Raw genomic sequence first — 21,272 nt, forward strand, 5'->3', positions numbered from 1 at the left:
GAGCAAATGAAGCTATTCACCATGGCAGCCGCGCACGGCGGCTTTGCCGGTTTGGATGCAGCTGGGGAGACAGCGCGATGACATCTACAGAAAATGGGCGGCTCTCCGGCAAGGTGGCATTGGTCACGGGCGGCGCCAGCGGCATCGGCAAGGCGGTCTGCCAACGCTTCGCCGCCGAAGGCGCCAGGGTCGTGGTCGCGGACCTCGACGGGGATAAATGCACACGCGTGGCGGCGGCGATCGGTGCTCAAGCCTGGGGTGTGGCGCTCGATGTGACCAGCCAGGACAGCATCGAAGAGACCGTGCGTTTTTCCATCGCCGCCGCCGGCAAGATCGACATCCTGGTCAATGCCGCAGGCATCTACGAGGTCGAGTCTATCCTGGAAATATCCCGGGAACGGACGGCCAAGGTGTTTCAGGTCAATATCGAAGGCCTGATCTTCATGACGCAGGCTGTCGCCCGGCACATGGTGGAGAGAGGGGCCGGTGGACGCGTCATCAATTTCTCGTCCCAGGCGGGGCGTCGGGGCGAAGGACCGGCGGTGGCTTACTGCGCTTCCAAGGCGGCCGTCATCAGCATCACGCAAAGCTGTGCCCTGGAGCTGATCCGTTACGGGATCAATGTCAACGCCATCGCTCCCGGCGTCGTCGATACGCCGATGTGGGACGTCGTCGATGCAAAACTCGGCGGCCGGGAAGGGTTGAAACCCGGCGACTTCAAGCGCCGCGTGGCCGCTGCCGTTCCCGCCGGACGATTTGGCGCCGCCGAGGAACAGGCCGCCATGGCCGCCTTCCTGGCCGGGCCGGATGCAGCATACATCGTGGCGCAGTGTTACAATGTCGACGGCGGCAATGTCATGAGCTGAGCGCTTCGCTTCATCGGCAGGAATAGGCAATCGAGCTTGAGGTCTGGAGGAGTGGAATGAGAGCTGTACGCTTGGAATCGATCGGGTCTTTGACCATGCGCAGCGTTGAGAAACCGGTTGCCGGGCGGGGCGAGCTGCTTGTCCGGGTTGCTGCCGCCGGCATCTGCGGCTCCGATCGCCACATGTACAAGGGCGAATATCCGACCGCGATCCCCGTCACGCTGGGCCACGAATTCTGCGGCATCGTCGAAGAGATCGGCGATGGCGTCACCCGCTTTGCCGGCGGCGAGCTGGTGACGGTCGACCCGAATATCGCTTGCGGCACTTGTCCTGCTTGTACCCGGGCGCGGCCGAACCTGTGCGAGAGACTGGCCGCCATCGGCGTGACGCGGGATGGCGGCTTTGCGGATTATGTGGCGGTGCCGCAGGCGCAGGCCTTCATCCTGCCTGCCGGCCTCGATCCCGTCCACGGCGCCTTCTCCGAACCGCTGGCCTGCTGCATCCACGCCATCGACAAGGCAGGGATCCGTCCGGGCGACGGCGTCGCGATCCTCGGCGGCGGTGTGATCGGCCTGCTGATGGTGCAGCTGGCCCGTCTGGCGGGGGCTGGCGAGATCATTTTGATCACGCGGCAGCAATCGAGACGCCAGGCCGCCCTGCGCCTGGGAGCGACGCACGCCTTCGACCCGAATTCTTCGGACACGGTCGCGTCCGTTCGAGAGGTCACCAAAGGCGGCGTCGATGTGGTCATCGAGTGCGCCGGCGTCAGCGACACGCTTCAAAGCGGTCTGAGGATGGCGCGGCGCGGTGGCACCTTCGTGCTTTTCGGGGTGACGCCTGCGGGTGTCGAGGTGCCGGTTCTGCCCTTCGATCTGCTGATCAACGAAGTCGATATCAGGCCGGCCTACCTCAACCCCTTCACCCATTCGCGCGCTGCGGCAATGGTCGCAAGCGGAGCATTGGAACTGGACGCATTGGTCACCAGAACCATCGGTCTCGATGAGGTCGCCGACGTGGTGGGCAACGCGCCGTTGCCGGGCGAGATCAAGGTCATCGTCCGGCCCTAAAGCGGGTTTTTTGCGCTGCGGACGGGGCCGGTGGAATCGCGCGCGATCAGCGTGACCGGCACTTTGACCACCGCAGCCTGTCGCAATCCGTCCCCCGTTTGCTGGTCCTCAATCAGCGCCTCCAGCAGCCGTGCTGCCTGCTGCCCGACATTGCGGATCGGCTGCGCGACCGTTGTCAGCCGTGGAAAGACATAGGCCGCCTCCGGCAGGTCGTCGAAGCCGACGACGGAATAGTCGTTCGGAACGGAAAATCCGCGATCCTGGACGGCATGGATTGCGGCAATCGCGGAAATATCGGTGGTGCCGATGATCGCGGTGATATCGGGTCGAGAAGCCAGCAATTCGCGCGCCAGCCGGTAGGTCTCCGCAAAGCTGTGCTCTTCCGCCATGGCCACGGCCGCAGGCGCGATGCCGTTTTTCGCCATTTCCGCCGTGATGCCCTGGAGGCGCAGCTGGATGGGCTGGCTGTGGGCCGGCGCCGCGACGATGGCGATCGCCCGGTGGCCGAGGCCGATCAGATGGCGCGCCATCAGCCGCCCGCCTTCCTCGTGATCGGCCATGACAGCGTCGTCGGCGATGCCGTTCAGCTCGCGGTCGATGGCGATGATCGGAATGCCGGCGTCGCGCAGCACCCCGAAATGCTCGATGCTGCCGAAAGCGCTGGCGACGATGACGCCGTCGACGCGCTGGGCAAGCAGCATGGAAAGATAGCGCGCCTCGTGATCCATATTTTCCGCCGTGCTGCAGATCAGCGTCTGATAGCCGTGCTGAAACAATTCCTGTTCGATGGCGTGGGCGAGGATGCCGAAGAACGGCACGTCGATCGACGGCAGCATCAGCCCGATCATCCGGCTGGGTGCCCCGCGCAGCATGCGGGCGCCCTTGCTGGGTGTGTAGTTCAGTGTTCGGATCGCCGCCTCGACGCGGTCCCTGAGCTCAGGCGAGGCGTAACCGCTGTTGTTGAGCACCCGCGAGACCGAAGAGACCGACGTTCCTGCAAGTTTGGCGATATGTCTGATGCTGGTCGTCACAGGCCCCGCATTTCTTTCTTTGCGCAGCGCCAACCGAAAGACGCTGTAGCACTTTGAATGCTGCACAACTTATCCTTAAATCGATTCCGATTTAAGGAATTCCTACGCCACAACCAAGCTTTCGAATCTATGGCTATTCGGGACATCTGATGAACGACACGGTCATCCTTTTTCACGGCATTGCCCGGACGAAGAAAAGCATGGAGAAGCTCGCGGCCTTCCTGTCCGGCAACGGTTATCGGGTCGTGAATGTCGGTTACCCCTCCACCAGGTTTTCGATCAGCGATCTCGTCGATATCGTTCGGCCGCAGATCGACGCGGCTGCCAAGGAGGCCGGCGACGGCCGTGTGCATTTTGTCGGTTATTCGATGGGTGGGCTCATCATCCGCGCTTTCCTCAGGAACGATCGCCCGCCCAACCTTGGCAGAGTGATCATGGTCGGAACGCCGAACAACGGCAGCGAGATTGCCGATTTCCTCAAGACATGGCCGCTCTACAGGAAGTTCTATGGACCGGCGGGGCAACAGCTGATTACCGATCAAACCGAAATGACCGAGCTGTTCGGCATGGTCGACTACGAACTTGGCATCATCGCCGGGAACCGCACCATCGACCCGGTCTCTTCCCTCATCATCGGCCTCAGGGTTCCGAATGACGGGAAGGTTTCGGTGGAGAGCACGCGTCTCGACGGCGCGGCGGCGCATATCGTCATTGCCGCCAACCACACTTTCTTGCCCGTCAACAAGACCATGTGGAACCAAGCCCTGTCGTTTCTGCAGGATGGGCGGTTTAAGGACTGAACACGGACGGAGCTGCCTCATCCAGACAGTTTCAAAACGCGCAATATCGGCCGGGACCTCACCGTTGAACGGTGAGGTCCTGTTTCACTTTTGAAATCAGCAGGCGGGAGCCGTCAGCAGTGAAATGCCCGTAGTCGAATTGCACCGGGTCCCCGCTTTGTGTCCACACGACACAATCCGGGTTGCACATGGTCTTATAGGTGGAGATGTATGTTGCTCCGCTTCCGGCCAATGCGTCCCGAATGTCCACACCGATGTGCTGGCGAGGCGCCAAATGATCAGCGGCCTTAAATGGCTGCCTGTCGTAGAGACTGTGAGCGAGCAGCCGCGGCAAGGAAGATTTATACTCTGCCACCGGTCCGAAGACGACGATCTTTTTGGCAAAGGGTGATAGGTAGTCCACTGTCTTTCTGATGAGTTTGGCGTCATCTGCCGTCCAGCGTCCCGCCAATACGAGAACATCGACCTTATGGCTCGGCAAAAACTCGTTGAATACGTAGTTCATGAGTTCCAGGCAGCGCTCTTCGCCCTCGGCCTCAAGAGTAGGACGGCATCCTGATGCGTTCGCTTGAATGACGTTGATCCCGGGCAGCCCCTTCAAGCCGGGATATAGGTGGGCGGCGTGACTATCACCGATGAGCGCTATGTTCTGCTGAGTATTTGAGAGAGCCAGGCAGGCATCGCGATCGTATTTTTCGATACCATCGTTTGAGGTGAGGAAGCATTTGCCGCTGCGGAAGGCTTTCGAGGGGTCGTAATCGGCAAATTCCGCCACGTGCTCGACGAGCTTGTTGTCGTCCTTCATTTGTTCGGCGGCGAGTTGCCCGACGAATGCCAGCATTGCTACTGAAGCAATCGAGGCAGCCCCGGCGGCGACGGACACCAGAGGCCGGTATCGCATCGTTCGGAAGGGCGTTTCGATAAATCGCCACGATAGATATGCGGCGACAAAACTCAAAGCGACCGGCACGAATTGCCAGCCATGCTCCCACGCCCCGTATTGGTTCGAAAACACCCAGATCGGCCAGTGCCACAGATAGAGGGAATACGAGATCAAGCCTATAGAGGTGGCGACCCTCAATGACAGAAGCCTGCTGACAAGCGTGCCTGGCCCCGCCCAGATGATCAGCGCCGTGCCTAATGTTGCGGGCAAGGCCATCAAGCCGGGAAACTCGGAGGTTTTTGACAACAAAAGGGCGCTGAGGCCGATCGCCAAGGCGCCGATTGCCGAAAGCGCGCTGTTGATCCGCATATCGGCGAATTTCGTCAATGCCGGTGCTGCGATGAGAGAGCCTACCAGCAGTTCCCAGGCACGATATTGCACAAGATAGAAAGCTGCAGAGCGATCGATTGGAACAATGATGATGGAAGCAATGATGCTGATTGCGAAAAGTCCTGCGATGGCGATCCCGGTTGCTCTGCGCCCATACCGGCTCGCTGCCATGACGATCAGCGGAAAAATGACGTAGAACTGCTCTTCGACCGACAGCGACCATGTGTGCAGGACCGGATTGAATTCCGCGGAATCGTCGAAATATCCCGTCGTCAGATAGAAGTAGGCATTTGAAGCAAACAGCGCGGAAGAGGTAACTGATTTAAAGACCCGCAGGCTTTCGTCAGGCAGCATCGTAAAATACGAAACCGCCATCACAACAGCATACATGACCACGACAGCGGGAAGAATTCGTTTGGCTCGACGGCTATAGAAGTTGCCGATCGAAAATCGACCTTCGCTCGCTTCAGCGAGAATGATTTTCGTAATCAGATACCCCGATATCACGAAGAAAATGTCCACCCCGATAAATCCGCCGGGGAGAATGCGATCAAATCCGCAGTGATAAAGAATCACAAAAATGACGGCTACGGCTCGCAGGCCGTCGATATCTTGACGATGCGTAATCATTTTCGGCCTCGGTGTTTGGCCTCCCGGAATTTCGTACCGTGAGACCGCTCAAGATGCAACCGCAGTCAGGGTAAAATGAAAACTACTCGCCTTAAAAGCGCTTTCGGCACAGATGTAATCACCCAGCGAGCGAGCGCAGGGGCGGCCTGACGGGCGATTAAAATTGGCTGCTGAAACGCAGCGGCGGCGTTGCCAGAACGCCATGCAGGAAAAATCGGGCGAACGTGTGACGAGCCCGGTACCGGCTGGCCGAACGTGACAATCGGGGCTGACGGTCTCTGTTGGTCTATTTGCATAGATTTCTCAGCAGCCGTTCAGGTTAAGATAATTTTCAGATATTCAAACATCCGCCACACCACCGCTGACTATTGTGGGCGGCAAGCGTATCGAAGGAAGATCTGATGCCCGCCATCTTGCGAAAGAAAATTCATGGAGCATCCACACGGGGGCAAGTCATCGACGGTGCTGAGGATATCGGCGTCGCCTATCAGGTGTTTTCCGATACGGTGGTCGAAGACGTGGTGGTCAAGAATTCTCCCCGCGGCTTCAAATTTCACAACGGCAAGAATCTTGTCGTCAGGCGCTGCGAAACAGAAAATGTGAACGGCGACGGCATTTACCTGACGATGACGTCGAATGTTTTGCTGGAGAACAACCGCGTCGGCGCAGCGCCCGGCCAGGGAGCGGATTGCTGCCAATTCGCCTACGAAAACAAAGATAGCTATATAAGTTCCAATGTGGTGGTCCGAGGCAACCTTTTTCTCCAGAGGCCGAGCAGCGCCTCGAACAAGGGGGCGCTGGTTTGCGGCAGGACCCGAAACTACCTGGTTGAATATAATTTCATCGGCGGGAAGAATTTTTCATTTTCATCGATCGGCGACGATGCGGTGGTGCGCAGCAACATCATGCGCGACGGCAGGATGAACGATTATTCCTTCGGCTACGGAGTTGGTGATCAAGTCAGCCATGCCGGCCACCATGTTTATGACAACAGGATCGAGAACAGCAATCGCGGCGTGAGTTTGAGCGGTTATTCGGATCAAAATCTGGCATTTCGCAAAGATATGAATATCCACGACAACGTCATCAGCGAATGTGAGATCGCTTTTTTCGCCAATCGGCCATGGTCCGGAAGCTTTCGGCGCAACATATTCCTGCGGTGCAAGCAGGGTATTCTGCTCAAGGGAAACGGCGAGGCGACTGCAGGGGAAGTTGACGGCAACTATTTCAATGACGGCAGCTTTCTGAACGTCACGCCGCCGCCGCTTCGCGTCAAGCCCGACGGAAAGGCTTCCGTTTCCTCAGGCGAATGGACATCCGAGCCTGACGAAATCCGCATTCAGTGGCGTAACAAGGGGATCGATATACCGGGCGCCAACCGGCCTTCCATTACGGTCGAAGCCGGCATGGAATTGTCATGCGTCTTGCTGGCCCGCAAGGAGCAGAATTGGATGTTGGCGATCGCTGAGACTGCTTATGACGATTTCACGCCGCGTGCGTGGCAGGAAAACATGCTGCCTTGGCAGAAGCGCTATCTCTCGATTTGAACGGCTGCTCGCATGCCCATCCGGCGGCCGACGATCTTGACCGATGCGACAAGAACGACGGAATGAGGCGCTCTACCGCCAGACGTCGAACACACCTTCCCTCAAGGCTGGCGTTGATTCCGGTTTGTTCGCAACCTGGGACGCAGTTCCGAGAGTGCGATGACCATATGTGGCCAGCAAATGAAAGGTGCCAGCATCATGCCTGCCTCGGTCATGGCTCCAAGCATGATGAGGATGATGATAACAATCTCCTTTCGCCTGGCGCCGGATTCTGCCGGATCGGGGTCGACGATTGTCATCTTCCGGAACACGCGGGTGAGCGCAAACAACGTCCATGCAGTAACGCCTGGAATGCCGATATTGAGCGCTAGCTCAAGATAGGTGTTATGGGTCGATCGTGCATCGAAGGTAACCTTGACGTACTCTTCCATGACATCGGGCTGACGAAACATCGCAAACCCATAACCTGTTAGGGGCCTATCCCAGATCAATGGCAATAGCTGTTCCCAGATATTGGTGCGACCGGAGAAAGTAATATCTTTGCCGAATGCTTCTGCAACCGCTGAAGCCACGCCGAGGTAAACGAAGCTGGCGCCGAACCCGACGATCACGAACAACAGGAAAACGACGAAGGAACGAAAAAGACGGTTCGGGTAAATGTGAATAACGCGAATGCCATACAGCATCATGCTGCCGAACATCGTCAAGACGACAGCCGTCGAGGACTTCGTTGCCACAATCAAGGCGAGGAGACAAAGCATTGCAGCCCAGCGTACCAGGGTACTGTAACGAAGCCGGCCGAGTTTCTCCGTCGAGAGCAGGCAGACAAAACTGATCGAGGAAAACTGCCCCAACGTGTTCTTATGATAAAATGCGCCTTTGACCATGCCCGCATAGCTGCCGCGCATGATGGCGAATTGTGGGAAAGCTGCCGTGTAGAGAACGTTGATGAATGCGGCGGCAATCGCAAAACGCCCAAGGACTCGGAAGGCTTCGACATTGCCGTAGCGCGCGCGGTACAGAAGAGGCGGGACGGCGAGAACGATGACCGCAGCCAATCCCTTTAAGGATGCGGTCTTGTCGATGGAGAAGACGATCGATGTCAGGCAGGAAATGCCGACAACCACGATGAACGGCGAAAACCTTGAAAAGACCCGTAGGAACTGTTTCTGTTCCAACAGAAAATATAATCCTGACAAAGGGATAAGGCCGTAGAGCAATATTTTCATCGGCAGCGGGTCGACCGCGGCGCCGTCGTCGAAATTTGCAGGCAAGCCGTACCACATGCCTGTCGCCCGCCATAGAGACGCGTAAAATGCTATCGTAAGGACCAGCTTTGCCAGCACATCGCGCCGGACGCGCCACCGAGGCACAGACTGCCGGTGGTAGCCCGCCGGATAGTGGTGTCTTGCCAAAGCTGCATTTTCTATCGTCATCAAAGGCTCATATAAATCAATCTGCAGAACCCCGGCTGTTCGCCGCGATCAAGGCGATGCCGGTATTCGATTGAACGGAGGCGGGAACTGATCTGCGCATCCTCGGCTTCCGCTCGCGAAGAACGAATTCATTTTTGGCGGTTTCGATAACGTCCTAGTTTCCCGAACCGCCCGTTTCGGTGGGCGATTTGGCCAGGGCAATTTGACCAGTGGCCCCAAGCTTCTTGAGGCGGCACGTCTCACTTCGCCATGCGGCGCGACTTTAAGCGAACTCATTCCGCGAATCCAGTCGATATAATCATGTCATCATGTCGCGCCGTTAACCGTCCGATCGACTCTGGACTATTGGCACTACCCAGGCGATTTTACGGCGAACCCAATTTTCGGAACCAAACACCGAACCCGCCGTTGATGGCATGTCCAACCGTGTCCGGGGAGACAGACATGGCACGTCAGACATTCTGGAAAGGCTATCTCAAGCTCTCGCTGGTCACCGCCGCCGTCTCGCTGACGCCGGCGACGACCGAAAGCAACAAGGTGCGGTTCCACGTTCTCAATCGCCAGACCAGGAACCGCGTCGAAAGCCGATACGTCGACAGTGTCACCCATAAACCGGTCCCCGACAGGGACCAGGTGAAAGGGTATCCGCGCGGCGAGGACGACTATATCCTGCTCGAAGACGAAGAGATCGAGGAGGTCGGGCTCGAAAGCACCCGCACCATCGATATCGACAGTTTCGTGCCGCGCGGCTCGATCGACTGGATCTGGTACGACAAGCCGCATTTTCTGGCGCCCGAGGACAAGGTCGGGGTGGAAGCCTTCTGTGTCATCCGCGAAGCGATGAAGGCAAACGACGTCGTCGGCATCGCCCGCCTCGTGCTCTATCGGCGCGAGCGTGCCGTGCTCCTGGAACCGCAGGGCAAGGGCATCATTCTCTGGACCTTGCGCTATGGCGACGAGGTGCGTGAACCGACGGCCGAACTCGACAGTAAGGCCGAGATCGACAGCAAGCTTTTGGCGCTGATGAAACAGCTGGTGAAGGAAGAGACCAAGGATTGGAGCCCGGCCATGGTGCAGGATCCGATCCAGAAGCGCCTGAAGTCGATGATCCGCGGCAAGCAGAAGAGCCTGAAGAAGGCCGCGCCCGCGAAAAAGCCCGCACCGGTGAAATCGACCGGCAACGTCATCAACATCATGGATGCGCTGAAGAAGAGCCTGGCCGCGGAAGACGGGCGCAAGCCGCGTTAGCGAAAACGTGGGGGCATTTCACCCGACAGGTTCGAGAACCAGTTCAGCTCGCCTTCTTGCTGCGGTTGTCGCCGCGCGCCGGTACCTTCTTCGCCCGCACCTTCTTTGCAGTATCGTTGCCGCTTATCCCAGCGCTCTGCCGCAGCGCCTCCATCAGGTCGACGACCTTACGTTCCCGAGGCTGTTTCTTCCTTGGCGGTGCCCGGCCCTCGATTTTTGCCTTCACCAGTTCGACGAGGGCAGCCTCGTAACGATCCTCATATTCGCTCGGCTCGAAGCTGCCTTGCTTGGTCTTGAGGATATGGCCTGCGAGTTCCAGCATCTCCTTGTCGAACTTGATATCGGGAATGTCGTTGAAGACGCTGTCGGCCGAGCGCACTTCGTAGTCGAAGTTCAGCATCGTCGCGATGATATGGTCGTCATGCGGGCGGATCAGCAGCGTCCGGTTGCGCCGGAAAAGCACGGCTTCGGCGAGTGCTGCGACCTTGCCGTCGCGCATGCCCCTGGCAATCAGCGCCAGCGCCTCTTCGTCATGCTCGTCTACGGGCGCGAGGTAGTAAGGACGGTCGAAATAGAGCTTGTCGATACCGTCATAGGCGATGAAAGCCTTGATATTCAGCACCTTGTCGCTTTCCGGCATGAGGGCTGCGATTTCGTCGCCCTCGATGAGGATGTAATCGCCGTTCTCCATCTGGTAGCCCTTGACCTGATCGTCCCGCTCGACCGGTTTGCCGGTCTCGCTGTCGATGAATTGCCGTTCCACCCGGTGGCCGGTTCTGCGGTTGATGATGTTGAAGGAGACGCGGTCGGAGGAGGAAACCGCGGTGTAAAGCCCGACGGCGCAGGCAAGGTCGCCGACTTTCAGATGACCTTTCCAGCTTGCCCGCGCGGCCATTCCATCCTCCGTCGCAAATCAGAGCCGACTGTTGCTCTTGTCGGTTTCGAGTTCCTGGAATGCCCAGCCGCGGCCGTCGGGCGCGGGATAGGCGAGCAGCGCATCGCCATCGCCGATCTTCTGGCGCGACGCGGCGTCCCTGGCATGGACGATCGCTTCCTCGGCAGTGGCATAGGTTTCCGAGAGCGTATCGCCGAGCTTGTAAGCCCAGCCACTGTCATGCGGCACGACCTGATAGGTGATATCGGCCATTTCGGATCTCCTCTTCTCAATTGGATAGGGAGCATGACGGCATCATACTCTAATTTCGATTGGTTTTGCGCCCCTCGTCGAGGGCGATGATTTTTTCCACCGAAGCGATATCCTCGCTGGTGACGACGGGAACCGGATCGGTGGCAATCGCCTCCAGCACCTCCTGCGAGACGGCGCCGTTGCGGATCGCCCATTCCAGCGTCTCGCGTGTTTCCCGCTCGGCCTTGAGCTGGGCATAGAGCGCGACGATCAGCCGATCGCGGGCGTCCATGCGCCCGCCCTGGCGATCCATTCTGCGGACATGCGCCATCGCAATCCACCTTTGTCACTGATTTCGTTCAGGTGTAATGAACTGCTGACGGATGGAAAGGTTCCGAAACCGACAGGCAGCCATTGCCCGGTGCGGCGCCGGGCAGACATTGTCATCTGCAGAATGTTCACGAGAGGATTTCATCATGGTCGATCTCAAGGCTCGCCCCCGCCCGACCGGCGCCACCGCCGTTCTTGGCCGCACCGGTTTTCCGCATGTCACCTCCGCCACCAGGGGCGAGATCGATATCGTCACCGCGCCGTCGCAGCCGGGCTTCAATCCGCTCGACCTGCTCTATGCCTCGCTGTCTGCCTGCCTCGTGCTCAGCGCCCGCATGGCCGCCAGCCAGATGGGCGTTCTCGACAGGATCAGCGAGATCACCGCCGAGGTCACCGGTGAGAAGGCGACCGAGGGCCTTTCGCGTGTTGCCAGATTCAACATCGCCTTCTCGATCAAGGGCGATATCGATGAGGCAACCCGGCAGAAGATCGTCCATGCGGCCGAGGATGAGATCTGCACGGTGAGCAATACGATCCGTGGCAATCCCGATTTTTCGACGACGATATCGGCATAGAGCATGATGCCGAAAAGTGTGAGCGGTTTTCTTATGACATCATGCTCTAACTCTTTAATGTAGAACAGGATTCAGATTTTAGGCCGACCGGGCCTAAAATCATCCTGTTCTAGGTTGAATCTATATAATATTTATAGACAATTGCCGGCGGAGGATTGCGCGGCCCATGCCCGGCTTCTATGCTCGGGCATCGCAAGCAATATCCCGGCCACCATGCAGTCCAAACCTTTCCCGAAATCCGAACGGCCTGTCGTCGCCATCATCGGCGGCGGCGTCTCCGGCGCCGGCGTCGCCTATCATCTCGCCCGGGCGAATTGCGGCGAAGCTCCCGTCATCCTGGTCTTCGAGCCACGCGCCGATCTCGGCCGCGGCCTGGCCTATGACACGGATGATCCGGCGCACCGCATCAATGTCCCGGCCGCCAAGATGAGCCTGCAGCCGGACGATCTGGGCGAATTCCAGGCCTGGATCGAAGCCCGCGACGCCGTTGCCGACGACCCGGAGGCAAAACGGCCGGAAGGCCTGCTCTTCCCCAGACGCCGGCTCTTCGGCGAATATGTCGCCTCCCTGCTGAAACCATTGCTGGAAGACGGTCGCGTGCGTCATTGCCGCGCCGCGGTGACCGGCGTCGAGCGCCGTTCCGGCCGCTGGTCGATCCGCGACGATAAGGGTGGCGTGACGGAAGCCGATATCGTCGCGATCGCCACCAGCCATCCGCCGCCGGCAGCCCCCGGCCGGCTGGCCGGCCGGCTTGCGGGCCATCCGCGTTTTGTCGCCGATACCACCAAACCAGGCGCGCTCGACGTCATCCGCCCGCATGACCGGGTGCTGGTCATCGGCAACGGCCTGACGGCCGCCGATGTCATCGCCTCGCTTGCCCAGCGCGGCCACGACGGTCCGGTGACGGCGATCTCGCGCCGCGGGCTGCGCTCGCGCGGGCATGCGCCGGTGCCGCAGCCGCTCTTCGGCGATTTCCTCGCCGATGCGGCCCATTCCGCCGGCTCGCTGCTGGCAGGGATCCGCACCGCCATAGAGGCGGCAAAGGCGGAGGGCATAAGCTGGCACGGCGTGATCGATCAGGTGCGGGCGCAGGGATATGAACTCTGGCAGGCGCTGCCGGTTGCCGAACGCCGCCGCCTCGTGCGCCATCTCAGACCCTATTGGGACGTGCATCGTTTCCGCATCGCCCCGCAGGTCGAGGCCGTGCTCGACGCGGCGGTTGCCGCCGGCCGCCTCGAAATCCTTGCCGGCTCGGTCGCCGATGCGCGTATCGAAGGCGAGCTTATCCTGTGCACCCTGCAGCCGCGTCATCAGCGCCAGCCCTTGGAGCAGAGTTATGACGCCGTCATCGTCACCACCGGCCCGGCCCATGGCGGCATTCTCGATACCCAGCCCTGGCTCGCAGCCCTTGCCGCAAACGGGCACCTGTCGCTCGATCCCACCGGCCTCGGCCTTGCCTGCACCGGGCATTCGCAAGCGATCGGCCCGTCGGGAGAAGCGGACCCGTCGCTGCTGATCTCCGGCCCGCTGGCGCGCGGCACTTTCGGCGAGCTGATGGGGCTGCCGCAGGTGACCGAGCATGCCTTCTTCGTTGCCACCGAGATTGCTGAAAAGCTGCTGGCGACAAAGATGCGTCCGGCCTGATTTTGCGCTCCCATGTCGCTTGTCGGCTGTCGTTTGTGATCGACTTCTGATACGCACACGGCAGCCAACATTCCATCGCCTTTGGGCGACCAGAAATATCGAGATCATGTCGCAGGCTGCCTCCACCCTCTCCGAAGCCTCGCCTTCCAACCGCCTCGCCCTTGCAGCCCTCATTCTCGGTGGGGCTGCGATCGGCGGCTCGCCGATCTTCGTCCGGCTGTCCGAGGTCGGGCCGATGGCGACGGCTTTCTGGCGCGTGGCGCTGGCGCTGATCCCGATCTTCATCGTCTCGTTGATGAAGAAGAATGCAGGCCCGCAGCCGCAGAGCCTTTCCGACTATGGCATGCTGATCCTTCCCGGCCTCATGCTGTCGCTCGATCTCGCCGCCTGGCACCTTTCGCTGACCATGACCTCGGTTGCCAATGCGACGCTGCTTGCCAACCTCGCGCCCGTCTTCGTGACGATGATCGCCTTCGTCTTTTTCCGCGCGAGGACGAGCGGCGTCTTCATGCTCGGACTTGTCCTGGCGCTGGCGGGCGTCGTCATTCTGAAGGGCGGACCGGCAGCCATCGGCAATGGCGATCTCGCCGGTGACGGTATCGCGATGATCGCCGCCTTCTTCTATGCCTGCTATATCTTGGCGATCGGCAGGTTGCGCAGCCGGTTCGATACGATCCGCATCATGCTGTGGAGCACGGCGTCGGCCGCCGTCTTCATCTTCCCGATCGCTCTCATTCATGAGGGCCATATGCTGCCGGCAAGCCTCTATGGCTGGTCGATCCTCTTCGGTCTCGCCTTTATCAGCCATGCCGGCGGGCAGGTGGCGATCACCTATGCGCTGGCCTATCTGCCGCCGGCTTTCTCCTCGCTGACACTGCTGCTGCAGCCGGTCGTCGCGGCAATCCTTGCCTGGGCGCTGCTGAACGAGGCGATCGGAACCATGCAGGCGCTCGGCGGCGCCGTCGTGCTTGCCGGCATCATGGTCGCCCGCCGAGGCTGATCGTTAAAGCGCGTCGCGTTAAGCTTGATTCATGCGACGCGCTTTCGCTTTTGTTTTTACGCATGTCGTGCCGCAAAACCGCGGCACACTTTTACGCGACATGCTTTAGCGGTTTTCCTGCAGCAGCCATTTCTGGATGATCGGCACATCGGCATCGCCGAGATCGTGGCCGCCGGGAATGACGTCGGAATCGACCGTGGCGCCCGAACTCTTCAGCCGCTCTTCCAGCTCGCTCGCATATTTGCCGTAGGCATCCGTCTTGCCGCTGATGACGAGCAGGTCGGTGCCCTTGAGATCGGCATGCGGAAAGTCGCTGAGAACAGGCATGGAGCGCAGCAGCACCGCCTTGTGAACCAGGTTCGGGTGCAGATAGAGCAGCGAGTTCAGCAGATTGGCGCCGTTGGAATAGCCGACATAAACGACCTTCTGTGGATCGAGCCCATAGGATTTGACCGCGCCCTCGATAAAAGCCGCGAAGGCCTCCGCCTCGGTCTTGATGTCGTTCTGGTCGAAGGAGAAGGGGGTAATGCGCTTGTACCAGCGCGGAAAACCTTCCTCCGTCGCCCGGCCGCGCACGCCGAGCAGCGTCGCCCGCGGTGCCGCCTTGTTGAGAAGCGGCATCAGCGTCGTCTCGTTGCCGCCGGAGCCGTGCAGCAGCACGAAGACGCTGCCGTCGGGATCCGGCGGCGTATAGAAGCGATGAACGAATGGCAGCTCGCGGTAATTGATGCGCGGCTGGCCGGGCATTGCAAACTGCGGCAGTACGACCTTCAGGTCGTGGAGATTGGTGATCGCTTCGGGCGGCGCGAACAGCTTGGTCCCAAGGGCCGCCTGCTCTTCGTCAACGAGCATGCCCGGCTTGTCGGTGGCCAGCTCGATCAGCGTGCCGCCGGGCTCGCGGGCATAAAGCGAGCGGAAATATTTGCGGTCATGCAGGTTGGTCGGCGATGCGTCGGTGGCTTCCAGGGCCTTGCGGACGGAGTGCAGCGTCTCCTCGTCGGCGGCGCGGAAGGCAACGTGATCGATCGTGCCGGTGCCCGGCGCGCCGGACCAGAAGCCGCGGGCATCGCGCACGTCGATGACGTCGCCGGACTGCGACACCAGCCTGTCGATCGTGCCGCGATTGGCCAGGAAGCGGTAACCGAAATGGCTCTCGATGAAGCTGCGGCTCTCAGCCGGCTTCTCCGTCAGCATGGTTGTGCCGCGCACGCGCTGAATGGCGTGTTCGGCCGGGATCGAGGCGCCGTCCCAGACCGCTGGCGATGTAGGCTGCTTTGCGCCGGCGAGCTTGAGGATGATGTTATCGGGGTCCTTCAGCCTCAGCACCGGCTCGCCGAATTCGTCGGCCGGTCCTTCCGAGCGCAGGCCGAAGCTCATGGCGCGCGTCAGCCAGTAGCCGATGCTGGCGGGGTCGATCGACAGCGAGACTTCGCTGATCTGGCCGTAACCGGCCCGGCCGGGCGCGCCGTCTTCCCAGACGAGGAAGGTGAGGAGGGAACCGGGCGTTCCCACCGCATCGCCGTAGAGGAGATGAAGTTGCGTCACATCCTCGTAGCCGGCCGTCTGCTTGACCAGCCGCATGCCGAGAAATCCGGCGTAAAAGTCCACGTTCGCCTGCACCTTGCGGGTGATGGCCGTCACGTGATGTATGCCTGATACCATCGAGAGCTGTCCTGATTGAAGCGGTGTCGTCAGGAGCGCGAGTATGAAAGCTGCGAAGGTCATACCGTTGCCAATGACCATCGCTTAGTTTTGTTCCGCACAAAGCGCAAGCGAATCGCCGCGCTGCAGCAATTCCAGATGGTCGACATATTCGAGCGCCTCTTCGAGTTGCTGCAGGGTCGGCGGCTTGACCATATAGGCGCGCGCACCCAGATTTCTGGCCCGCTGCCTGTCGGTCTCATCGCTTGACGTGCTGAGAATGCAGACGGGAATCTGGTTGAGGCGGATATCGGCGGAAAGCGCACGCAGCACCTCGAAGCCGTCCATGATCGGCATGTTGATGTCGAGCAGCATCAGGTCGATCTGCGGCACATCGGCGATTTCAGCGCGTTCTTCCAGCAGCCGCATCGCCTCGCGCCCGTTGGTGGCGACATGCAGATTGAAATCCACCTTCTCCCGCCGCATCAGCTTGATCTTCAGAAGCTGGATGTCGGCCGGGCTATCCTCCACCAATAGCACTTCGGCAAGCCTGCCCGCACCTTCGCCCGGCTGCTCCGCCGCTTTGCCGCTGTGCGGGACGGCCGCTGCAACGGGGGCCTCGGGCCTCGTCCCGGCGAGCGGCACGTCGAGAATGAAGGTGGCGCCCGGCCCATTTTCCGCCTCGCACCAGATCGAGCCGCCATGCAGCTGCGCGATACGGCGGCAGATGGCCAGGCCGAGCCCGGTGCCCTCGATGCCGCGGCCGACGAGGCGCTTGAACGGCTGGAAGATCAGTTCGCGATGCTGGGGATCGATGCCGGGCCCGTTGTCGCGCACGGTGAGACGGCAGAAATCGCCATGGGCTTCGCCCGAGATCGTGACCTCTGGAACCTTCTGCTCGCAATAGCGGATGGCATTGGACACGAGGTTCTGCAAGAGCTGGGTCAACAGCGTCGCATCGCCCATGACCTCCGGCAGCGCTCCGCGGATGATGACGGCGCCGCGGCTTTCGGTCTGCTGGCGCAGATTGTCCTCCACCTGATCGAGCACGGCAGAGAGCGAGACCGGCATGAGCTCCGGTCCGCCGGAGGCCTCGAGCCTGGTGAAGCCGGAGACCTTGACGATCAGGTCTTCCATATGGTCGGCGGCGCTGAGCACGTAATCGAGCAGTTCCCGGTCGTCGGCCGGAAGCGCTGCGGAACCGTGCAGGATGCGGCTGAAGGATTTGATCGTCCTGAGCGGCTCCTTCAGATCATGGGCCATGGCGCGCGTGAAGATCTCGAGCGATTGCCGCTTCTGCTCCAGCTGCGCTTCCAGCATGCCGTGCATGATGGCGTTCTGGATGCAGCGATGCAGTGTTTCGGGCGACAGCGAATCCTTCGTCAGATAGTCGCGCGCGCCGCTCTTCATCACCTCGACGGCGACGGTTTCACTGCCCTGGCCGGTCAGCATGATGACATTGGCGGCGGGATCGCTCTCCAGGATATCGGCAAGGACGCCGAGGCCATTGCGGCCCGGCAGCGAATAGTCGAGCAGGATGCAGTTCGGCCGTTTACGGCCATTCAGCGCAAGACCCTCTTCACCCGTCTCCGCCTCCAGGACGTTATAGACGGTGCTGGAGACGCGGCTCAATATGCGGCGATAGACCTCGCGATCGTCGATATTGTCGTCGATGATGAGAATGCTGCAGTCTTCCGCCAATCTGTCAGTCCTCGAGCGGCAGGATGGCGATTTCGAACCAGTATTCCTTCAGCCGCTGGATCGCCGCGAACAGCCCGTCGAGATCGACCGGCTTCTGCACATAGGTATTGGCGCCGAGCGCATAGCAGCCTTCGATATCGCGCTCGTCGTCGGAGGTGGTGAGGATCACCACCGGGATCTTGCGCCAGCTGGCGTTCGACTTGATCGCCTCCAGTGTCTTGCGGCCGTCAAGGCCCGGCATGTTGAGATCGAGCAGGATCAGCCCCGGTTTCGGCACCATGGCGGTCAGCATGTCGAGCGCTTCCTGGCCCGAGGCCGCCCAGCGGATCGAGTTGCGCAGATTGGTGCGTTTGAAGGCGCGCATCGTTGCTTCGAAATCGTCTTCGCTGTCCTCGACGATCAGGATCGGTTGCGTGTCACGCTGCTGCATTCTGCCCCTCGCGCTTTTTTCCCAGAGTGAAGTAGAATGTGGTGCCGGTGCCGACCTCGGATTCCAGCCAGATATCGCCATTGTGCCGCGCGATGATCTTGCGGACGAAGGTGAGGCCTGCTCCGGTGCCGTCGTCGGAATCCTGCGACTTTTCCAGCCGTTTGAAAATGCGGAAAATATCCTCATGGAATTCCTGGGGTATGCCCTTGCCGTTATCCCGGACGAAAAACACGTTGCGGGCAACCGTGCCGTTCTGGCCGACATACCGCTCAAGATAGCCGATCGACACCAGCGGCGCCGGTTTGTCGTTGTATTTGATCGCATTGGTGATGAGATTGCGGAACACTTCGGTCAGCCGCGGCGCGTCGCAGACCACATCCGGCAACTGGCCGTCGATGATGACCTTGGCATGTCGCTCCTCCAGCAGCAGTTCCATCGTCGCGACGACATCCTTGACGATCAGGCCGATATCGCTGCGCTTGACCGCCAGCTGCTGCCGCCCGAGCCGGGAGAAATAAAGCAGGTCGTTGACGAGTTTTTCCATGCGCTGGCTGAGGCGCACCAGCCGATTCAGCCGGCGCACGCCGTCGTCGTCGAGCTTGTCTTCATAGTCTTCGAGGAGAAAACGCGAGTGGTTGTGCAGGCCGCGCAGCGGTTCCTTGAGATCATGCGAGGCGATATAGGCGAATTCGTCAAGGTCGTGGTTGCTGCGCTCGAGTTCGGCCGTATAGGCCTCGAGCTGGGCAAGCGTCGTTTTCATCCGCTCTTCCTGCCGGGCGCGCTCGCTGATATCCCGCACGATGCCGACGAAGATCTTCGCATCGCCGGTGGAGACGGCGCTGATGGAAACGTCGATCGGAAAGACGATGCCGTTCTTGCGTCGTCCGGAGACCATGCGCGTCGTGCCGATGATGCGCTCCTCGCCGGTCTTCCGGTAATGGGCGAGATAGCCGTCGTGCTCGGAATGGTAGGGTTCAGGCATCAGCATCTTGATATTCCGGCCGATCGTTTCCTGCGGGGAATAACCGAACATGCTTTCGGCCGCCGGGTTGAAGCTCTTGATCGCTCCACTCTCGTCGATGACGATGACGGCATCGGGCGTGCCGCGCACCAGCGCGCCGAAGCGGACGCGCTCGGTTTCGAGGTTGTGGTTGTTGCGCATGAAATAAAAGACGAGGCTGGCGATCAGCCAGAGCGTCGCAGCCGTAATCGTGCGGTTGGCGATCTCCTGCCAGAATGCCGCCTCGTCGTGCCTGACGGCGAAGAAGCCGAGCATCAACAGCACGGTGCAGGCAAAGGCGAAGAAAAGCGGCGCATTCCGATTGCCGAACCAGAGCGCCGTCAGCACCAGCGGCACATAGAGAATGCCGTTGGCAACACCGAGCGGCGTGTAGAGATCGACGAGAAGGCCGGTGAAGCAGACCGCAGCCGGGATCCAGAGCGGAATCTGCGCCCGATTTGCCGGCTGCATCCACCAGGAGCGCGCGAGAAGTCCCGAGCCGAAGATCACGATGCCGACCGCCGTATGCAGCGCCATCGCCGCATAGGATCCCCAGCGGTATCCCTGCTCGGCGTCGGTGACGTAGCTGGCGAGCGCGATCATGCCGAGGGTGATGACGACGTAGCTCGTCAGTTCCTGCACCACCTGGCTTTTCCTCTCGACGTGGAGAGAGAGCAGCAGCGAAAGATTGGCGATCAGGAAGACCAGCGCCGTGTTCGGGCCCATGCCGCCGCCGATCTGCGCGATGAAATCCGGCGGGATGACGAAGCGGCTGATCAACAGGTCGATATTGTGGAACGTCCGGCCGATGGTGACGATTTCCACGAGCCGGGCCGCAGCGATTGCCGCCGCAAATCCTGTCATGATCGTTGCGGCTAGCAGAAAGCGGCGGGCAGCCAGCGTCGAGGCGGCAAGCCCCAGACCGGACAGCACGAAGCAGAGCGCGGTGTTGAAGGCCATCGACGGAAAGCCGGGAACCAGCGAAATGATCGCCTCGATCTGCAGCAGCCAGCCGGCAAGGGCGCTCATTCCGAGAAGGAACATCAGGCAGCCGACCGCAATGGCAAAGCCACGGTAGCGCTGCCGCCTCCGCTCGTCCTGCAGGTCCACGTTGGCCTTATCCTGCACCCGTCGTGTCCTCCTCGGTTCGCGTGGCCATTTTTTCCGAAATCGAGGAATACTCAATAGGCAGGGGAGAGCGGCGCCGCGCTTTTTGCAAAATGATTTTTCGATAAGATGGATCGAATTTTCGCGAAATCGCGATATCGTGAGGACGAAGGACAACGAGGCTCATTCGAACAATATCCAAATCACGGTGCTGAATGCCTACCATAATTTACGTCGACGACAGCAGGGATGATCTCTTCTATCTCGACTATATCCGCAGGAAGCAGCAGATAGATGTCGATCTATTCTGTTTTTCGACCGCCGAGACGGCGCTGGCGGCGCTGGAGCAGCGCGCGGCCGAAGGCTGGGCGCTGCCGGAACTGCTGATCGCCGATCTCTACATGCCGCTCGACAGTGGCATCAGCCTGGTGAGCAGGCTGCGCCGGGACGATCGGTTCAAGGCGATGCGGCTTACCATCTGCAGCGGCTCGGATGCTGCCGAGGACCGTGCGCGCTCGCTTGAGGCCGGCGCCGATGCCTATCTGGAGAAGCCGCTTGACCTCGCCAGGATTATTCTCAATCTTGAGATGTAGGAAGTAGCGGAAGCCCGCTGGCCTGTTCCCCGTCCTCTGTCCCAACCATATGACAAACCGCAATTGACAAGGTCGAGGAGGCATCACAAGATGCAACCGAAGCGAAGGAAATGATACGCAGAATAAGCGCTGAGAGAGCCGATCGACCCGCGTTCGCCGCCACGAACATCAGCCAACCCCTTAGCCAAATGGGTCTGTCGGCTCTCTCGCGCTTACGTCTGGCACTG

19 protein-coding genes are annotated in these 21,272 nt (G+C 60.3%); 9 read left to right on the plus strand and 10 right to left on the minus strand.

The genetic code is table 11. The features are described from left to right. The first annotated feature begins 77 nt into the window (after positions 1–77). Positions 78–866, plus strand: coding sequence for an L-iditol 2-dehydrogenase (locus BBJ66_RS03800; RefSeq protein ID WP_071085144.1), 789 nt, complete (start codon positions 78–80; stop codon positions 864–866). 56 nt (positions 867–922) lie between these two features. Further along, positions 923–1,933 carry a zinc-dependent alcohol dehydrogenase family protein gene (locus tag BBJ66_RS03805; protein ID WP_071085146.1) on the plus strand — a complete coding sequence of 337 codons (1,011 nt, stop codon included), beginning with the start codon at positions 923–925 and terminating at the stop codon, positions 1,931–1,933. Here the strand turns inward: BBJ66_RS03805 and BBJ66_RS03810 are convergent. Beyond that, positions 1,930–2,964 carry a LacI family DNA-binding transcriptional regulator gene (locus tag BBJ66_RS03810; RefSeq protein WP_071085714.1) on the minus strand — a complete coding sequence of 345 codons (1,035 nt, stop codon included), beginning with the start codon at positions 2,962–2,964 and terminating at the stop codon, positions 1,930–1,932. The genes BBJ66_RS03805 and BBJ66_RS03810 overlap by 4 nt on opposite strands. Before the next feature lie 149 nt (positions 2,965–3,113). On the opposite strand from BBJ66_RS03810, the gene BBJ66_RS03815 reads away from it, so the two are divergent. Next, positions 3,114–3,764, plus strand: coding sequence for an esterase/lipase family protein (locus BBJ66_RS03815; RefSeq protein WP_071085148.1), 651 nt, complete (start codon positions 3,114–3,116; stop codon positions 3,762–3,764). Positions 3,765–3,822: 58 nt separating this feature from the next. Here the strand turns inward: BBJ66_RS03815 and BBJ66_RS03820 are convergent, their stop codons facing one another. Continuing rightward, positions 3,823–5,667 carry an acyltransferase family protein gene (locus tag BBJ66_RS03820; RefSeq protein ID WP_071085150.1) on the minus strand — a complete coding sequence of 615 codons (1,845 nt, stop codon included), beginning with the start codon at positions 5,665–5,667 and terminating at the stop codon, positions 3,823–3,825. 401 nt (positions 5,668–6,068) lie between these two features. On the opposite strand from BBJ66_RS03820, the gene BBJ66_RS03825 reads away from it, so the two are divergent. Continuing rightward, positions 6,069–7,214: a right-handed parallel beta-helix repeat-containing protein gene (locus BBJ66_RS03825; RefSeq protein WP_049733127.1), complete on the plus strand. Its 1,146-nt coding sequence runs from the start codon at positions 6,069–6,071 to the stop codon at positions 7,212–7,214. A gap of 101 nt (positions 7,215–7,315) precedes the next feature. On the opposite strand, the gene BBJ66_RS03830 is transcribed toward BBJ66_RS03825, so the two are convergent. Then, a complete protein-coding gene (locus BBJ66_RS03830) occupies positions 7,316–8,650 on the minus strand; it encodes an O-antigen ligase family protein (RefSeq protein WP_049733126.1) in 1,335 nt (444 codons plus the stop codon). Between the two features lie 444 nt (positions 8,651–9,094). On the opposite strand from BBJ66_RS03830, the gene ku (BBJ66_RS03835) reads away from it, so the two are divergent. Beyond that, positions 9,095–9,898 carry a non-homologous end joining protein Ku gene (gene ku, locus BBJ66_RS03835; protein WP_049733125.1) on the plus strand — a complete coding sequence of 268 codons (804 nt, stop codon included), beginning with the start codon at positions 9,095–9,097 and terminating at the stop codon, positions 9,896–9,898. A 43-nt stretch (positions 9,899–9,941) separates the two neighbouring features. On the opposite strand, the gene ku (BBJ66_RS03840) is transcribed toward ku (BBJ66_RS03835), so the two are convergent. Genes ku (BBJ66_RS03840) through BBJ66_RS03850 form a run of 3 tightly spaced genes read right to left on the minus strand, consistent with a single transcriptional unit; the run spans position 9,942 to position 11,355 of the window. Beyond that, on the minus strand, positions 9,942–10,793 hold the full coding sequence (ku, locus tag BBJ66_RS03840) for a non-homologous end joining protein Ku (RefSeq protein ID WP_071085153.1): 852 nt from the start codon (positions 10,791–10,793) through the stop codon (positions 9,942–9,944). A gap of 18 nt (positions 10,794–10,811) precedes the next feature. Beyond that, a complete protein-coding gene (locus BBJ66_RS03845) occupies positions 10,812–11,045 on the minus strand; it encodes a DUF2188 domain-containing protein (protein ID WP_049733123.1) in 234 nt (77 codons plus the stop codon). Between the two features lie 49 nt (positions 11,046–11,094). Continuing rightward, on the minus strand, positions 11,095–11,355 hold the full coding sequence (locus tag BBJ66_RS03850) for a hypothetical protein (RefSeq protein ID WP_049733122.1): 261 nt from the start codon (positions 11,353–11,355) through the stop codon (positions 11,095–11,097). A 145-nt stretch (positions 11,356–11,500) separates the two neighbouring features. On the opposite strand from BBJ66_RS03850, the gene BBJ66_RS03855 reads away from it, so the two are divergent. The 3 genes from BBJ66_RS03855 to BBJ66_RS03865 all read left to right on the plus strand — a co-directional run bounded on the left by BBJ66_RS03855 (position 11,501) and on the right by BBJ66_RS03865 (position 14,573). Then, positions 11,501–11,929 (plus strand): OsmC family protein, encoded by a 429-nt coding sequence (locus BBJ66_RS03855; protein ID WP_049733121.1) that lies wholly within the window; start codon positions 11,501–11,503, stop codon positions 11,927–11,929. Positions 11,930–12,142: 213 nt separating this feature from the next. Next, positions 12,143–13,573 carry an FAD/NAD(P)-binding protein gene (locus tag BBJ66_RS03860; protein WP_071085716.1) on the plus strand — a complete coding sequence of 477 codons (1,431 nt, stop codon included), beginning with the start codon at positions 12,143–12,145 and terminating at the stop codon, positions 13,571–13,573. Positions 13,574–13,679: 106 nt separating this feature from the next. Then, on the plus strand, positions 13,680–14,573 hold the full coding sequence (locus tag BBJ66_RS03865; protein WP_049733160.1) for a DMT family transporter: 894 nt from the start codon (positions 13,680–13,682) through the stop codon (positions 14,571–14,573). A gap of 105 nt (positions 14,574–14,678) precedes the next feature. On the opposite strand, the gene BBJ66_RS03870 is transcribed toward BBJ66_RS03865, so the two are convergent. Genes BBJ66_RS03870 through BBJ66_RS03885 form a run of 4 tightly spaced genes read right to left on the minus strand, consistent with a single transcriptional unit; the run spans position 14,679 to position 20,473 of the window. Beyond that, positions 14,679–16,298 (minus strand): VOC family protein, encoded by a 1,620-nt coding sequence (locus tag BBJ66_RS03870; protein ID WP_190238015.1) that lies wholly within the window; start codon positions 16,296–16,298, stop codon positions 14,679–14,681. 21 nt (positions 16,299–16,319) lie between these two features. Further along, positions 16,320–17,915: a response regulator gene (locus BBJ66_RS03875; protein ID WP_071085155.1), complete on the minus strand. Its 1,596-nt coding sequence runs from the start codon at positions 17,913–17,915 to the stop codon at positions 16,320–16,322. A 4-nt stretch (positions 17,916–17,919) separates the two neighbouring features. Continuing rightward, on the minus strand, positions 17,920–18,345 hold the full coding sequence (locus tag BBJ66_RS03880) for a response regulator (protein ID WP_049733119.1): 426 nt from the start codon (positions 18,343–18,345) through the stop codon (positions 17,920–17,922). Next, positions 18,332–20,473: a sensor histidine kinase gene (locus BBJ66_RS03885; protein ID WP_071085157.1), complete on the minus strand. Its 2,142-nt coding sequence runs from the start codon at positions 20,471–20,473 to the stop codon at positions 18,332–18,334. The genes BBJ66_RS03880 and BBJ66_RS03885 overlap by 14 nt, the downstream gene beginning before the upstream one ends. A gap of 194 nt (positions 20,474–20,667) precedes the next feature. On the opposite strand from BBJ66_RS03885, the gene BBJ66_RS03890 reads away from it, so the two are divergent. Beyond that, positions 20,668–21,045 (plus strand): response regulator, encoded by a 378-nt coding sequence (locus tag BBJ66_RS03890; RefSeq protein WP_049733117.1) that lies wholly within the window; start codon positions 20,668–20,670, stop codon positions 21,043–21,045. Positions 21,046–21,272 lie beyond the last annotated feature (227 nt).

The organism is Rhizobium sp. RSm-3 (genome assembly GCF_001854685.1).
Classification (GTDB): domain Bacteria; phylum Pseudomonadota; class Alphaproteobacteria; order Rhizobiales; family Rhizobiaceae; genus Rhizobium; species Rhizobium ecuadorense.

Bases quoted from the DNA above. Each gene is read 5' to 3' on its own strand.
- BBJ66_RS03890 (WP_049733117.1), top strand. From the start codon at position 20,668: ATGCCTACCATAATTTACGTCGACGACAGCAGGGATGATCTCTTCTAT.
- BBJ66_RS03825 (WP_049733127.1), top strand. From the start codon at position 6,069: ATGCCCGCCATCTTGCGAAAGAAAATTCATGGAGCATCCACACGGGGG.
- BBJ66_RS03870 (WP_190238015.1), bottom strand. From the start codon at position 16,298: ATGACCTTCGCAGCTTTCATACTCGCGCTCCTGACGACACCGCTTCAA.
- BBJ66_RS03820 (WP_071085150.1), bottom strand. From the start codon at position 5,667: ATGATTACGCATCGTCAAGATATCGACGGCCTGCGAGCCGTAGCCGTC.
- BBJ66_RS03865 (WP_049733160.1), top strand. From the start codon at position 13,680: ATGTCGCAGGCTGCCTCCACCCTCTCCGAAGCCTCGCCTTCCAACCGC.
- BBJ66_RS03805 (WP_071085146.1), top strand. From the start codon at position 923: ATGAGAGCTGTACGCTTGGAATCGATCGGGTCTTTGACCATGCGCAGC.
- BBJ66_RS03850 (WP_049733122.1), bottom strand. From the start codon at position 11,355: ATGGCGCATGTCCGCAGAATGGATCGCCAGGGCGGGCGCATGGACGCC.
- BBJ66_RS03855 (WP_049733121.1), top strand. From the start codon at position 11,501: ATGGTCGATCTCAAGGCTCGCCCCCGCCCGACCGGCGCCACCGCCGTT.
- BBJ66_RS03860 (WP_071085716.1), top strand. From the start codon at position 12,143: ATGCAGTCCAAACCTTTCCCGAAATCCGAACGGCCTGTCGTCGCCATC.
- BBJ66_RS03800 (WP_071085144.1), top strand. From the start codon at position 78: ATGACATCTACAGAAAATGGGCGGCTCTCCGGCAAGGTGGCATTGGTC.
- ku (WP_049733125.1), top strand. From the start codon at position 9,095: ATGGCACGTCAGACATTCTGGAAAGGCTATCTCAAGCTCTCGCTGGTC.
- BBJ66_RS03880 (WP_049733119.1), bottom strand. From the start codon at position 18,345: ATGCAGCAGCGTGACACGCAACCGATCCTGATCGTCGAGGACAGCGAA.
- BBJ66_RS03830 (WP_049733126.1), bottom strand. From the start codon at position 8,650: ATGACGATAGAAAATGCAGCTTTGGCAAGACACCACTATCCGGCGGGC.
- ku (WP_071085153.1), bottom strand. From the start codon at position 10,793: ATGGCCGCGCGGGCAAGCTGGAAAGGTCATCTGAAAGTCGGCGACCTT.
- BBJ66_RS03815 (WP_071085148.1), top strand. From the start codon at position 3,114: ATGAACGACACGGTCATCCTTTTTCACGGCATTGCCCGGACGAAGAAA.
- BBJ66_RS03845 (WP_049733123.1), bottom strand. From the start codon at position 11,045: ATGGCCGATATCACCTATCAGGTCGTGCCGCATGACAGTGGCTGGGCT.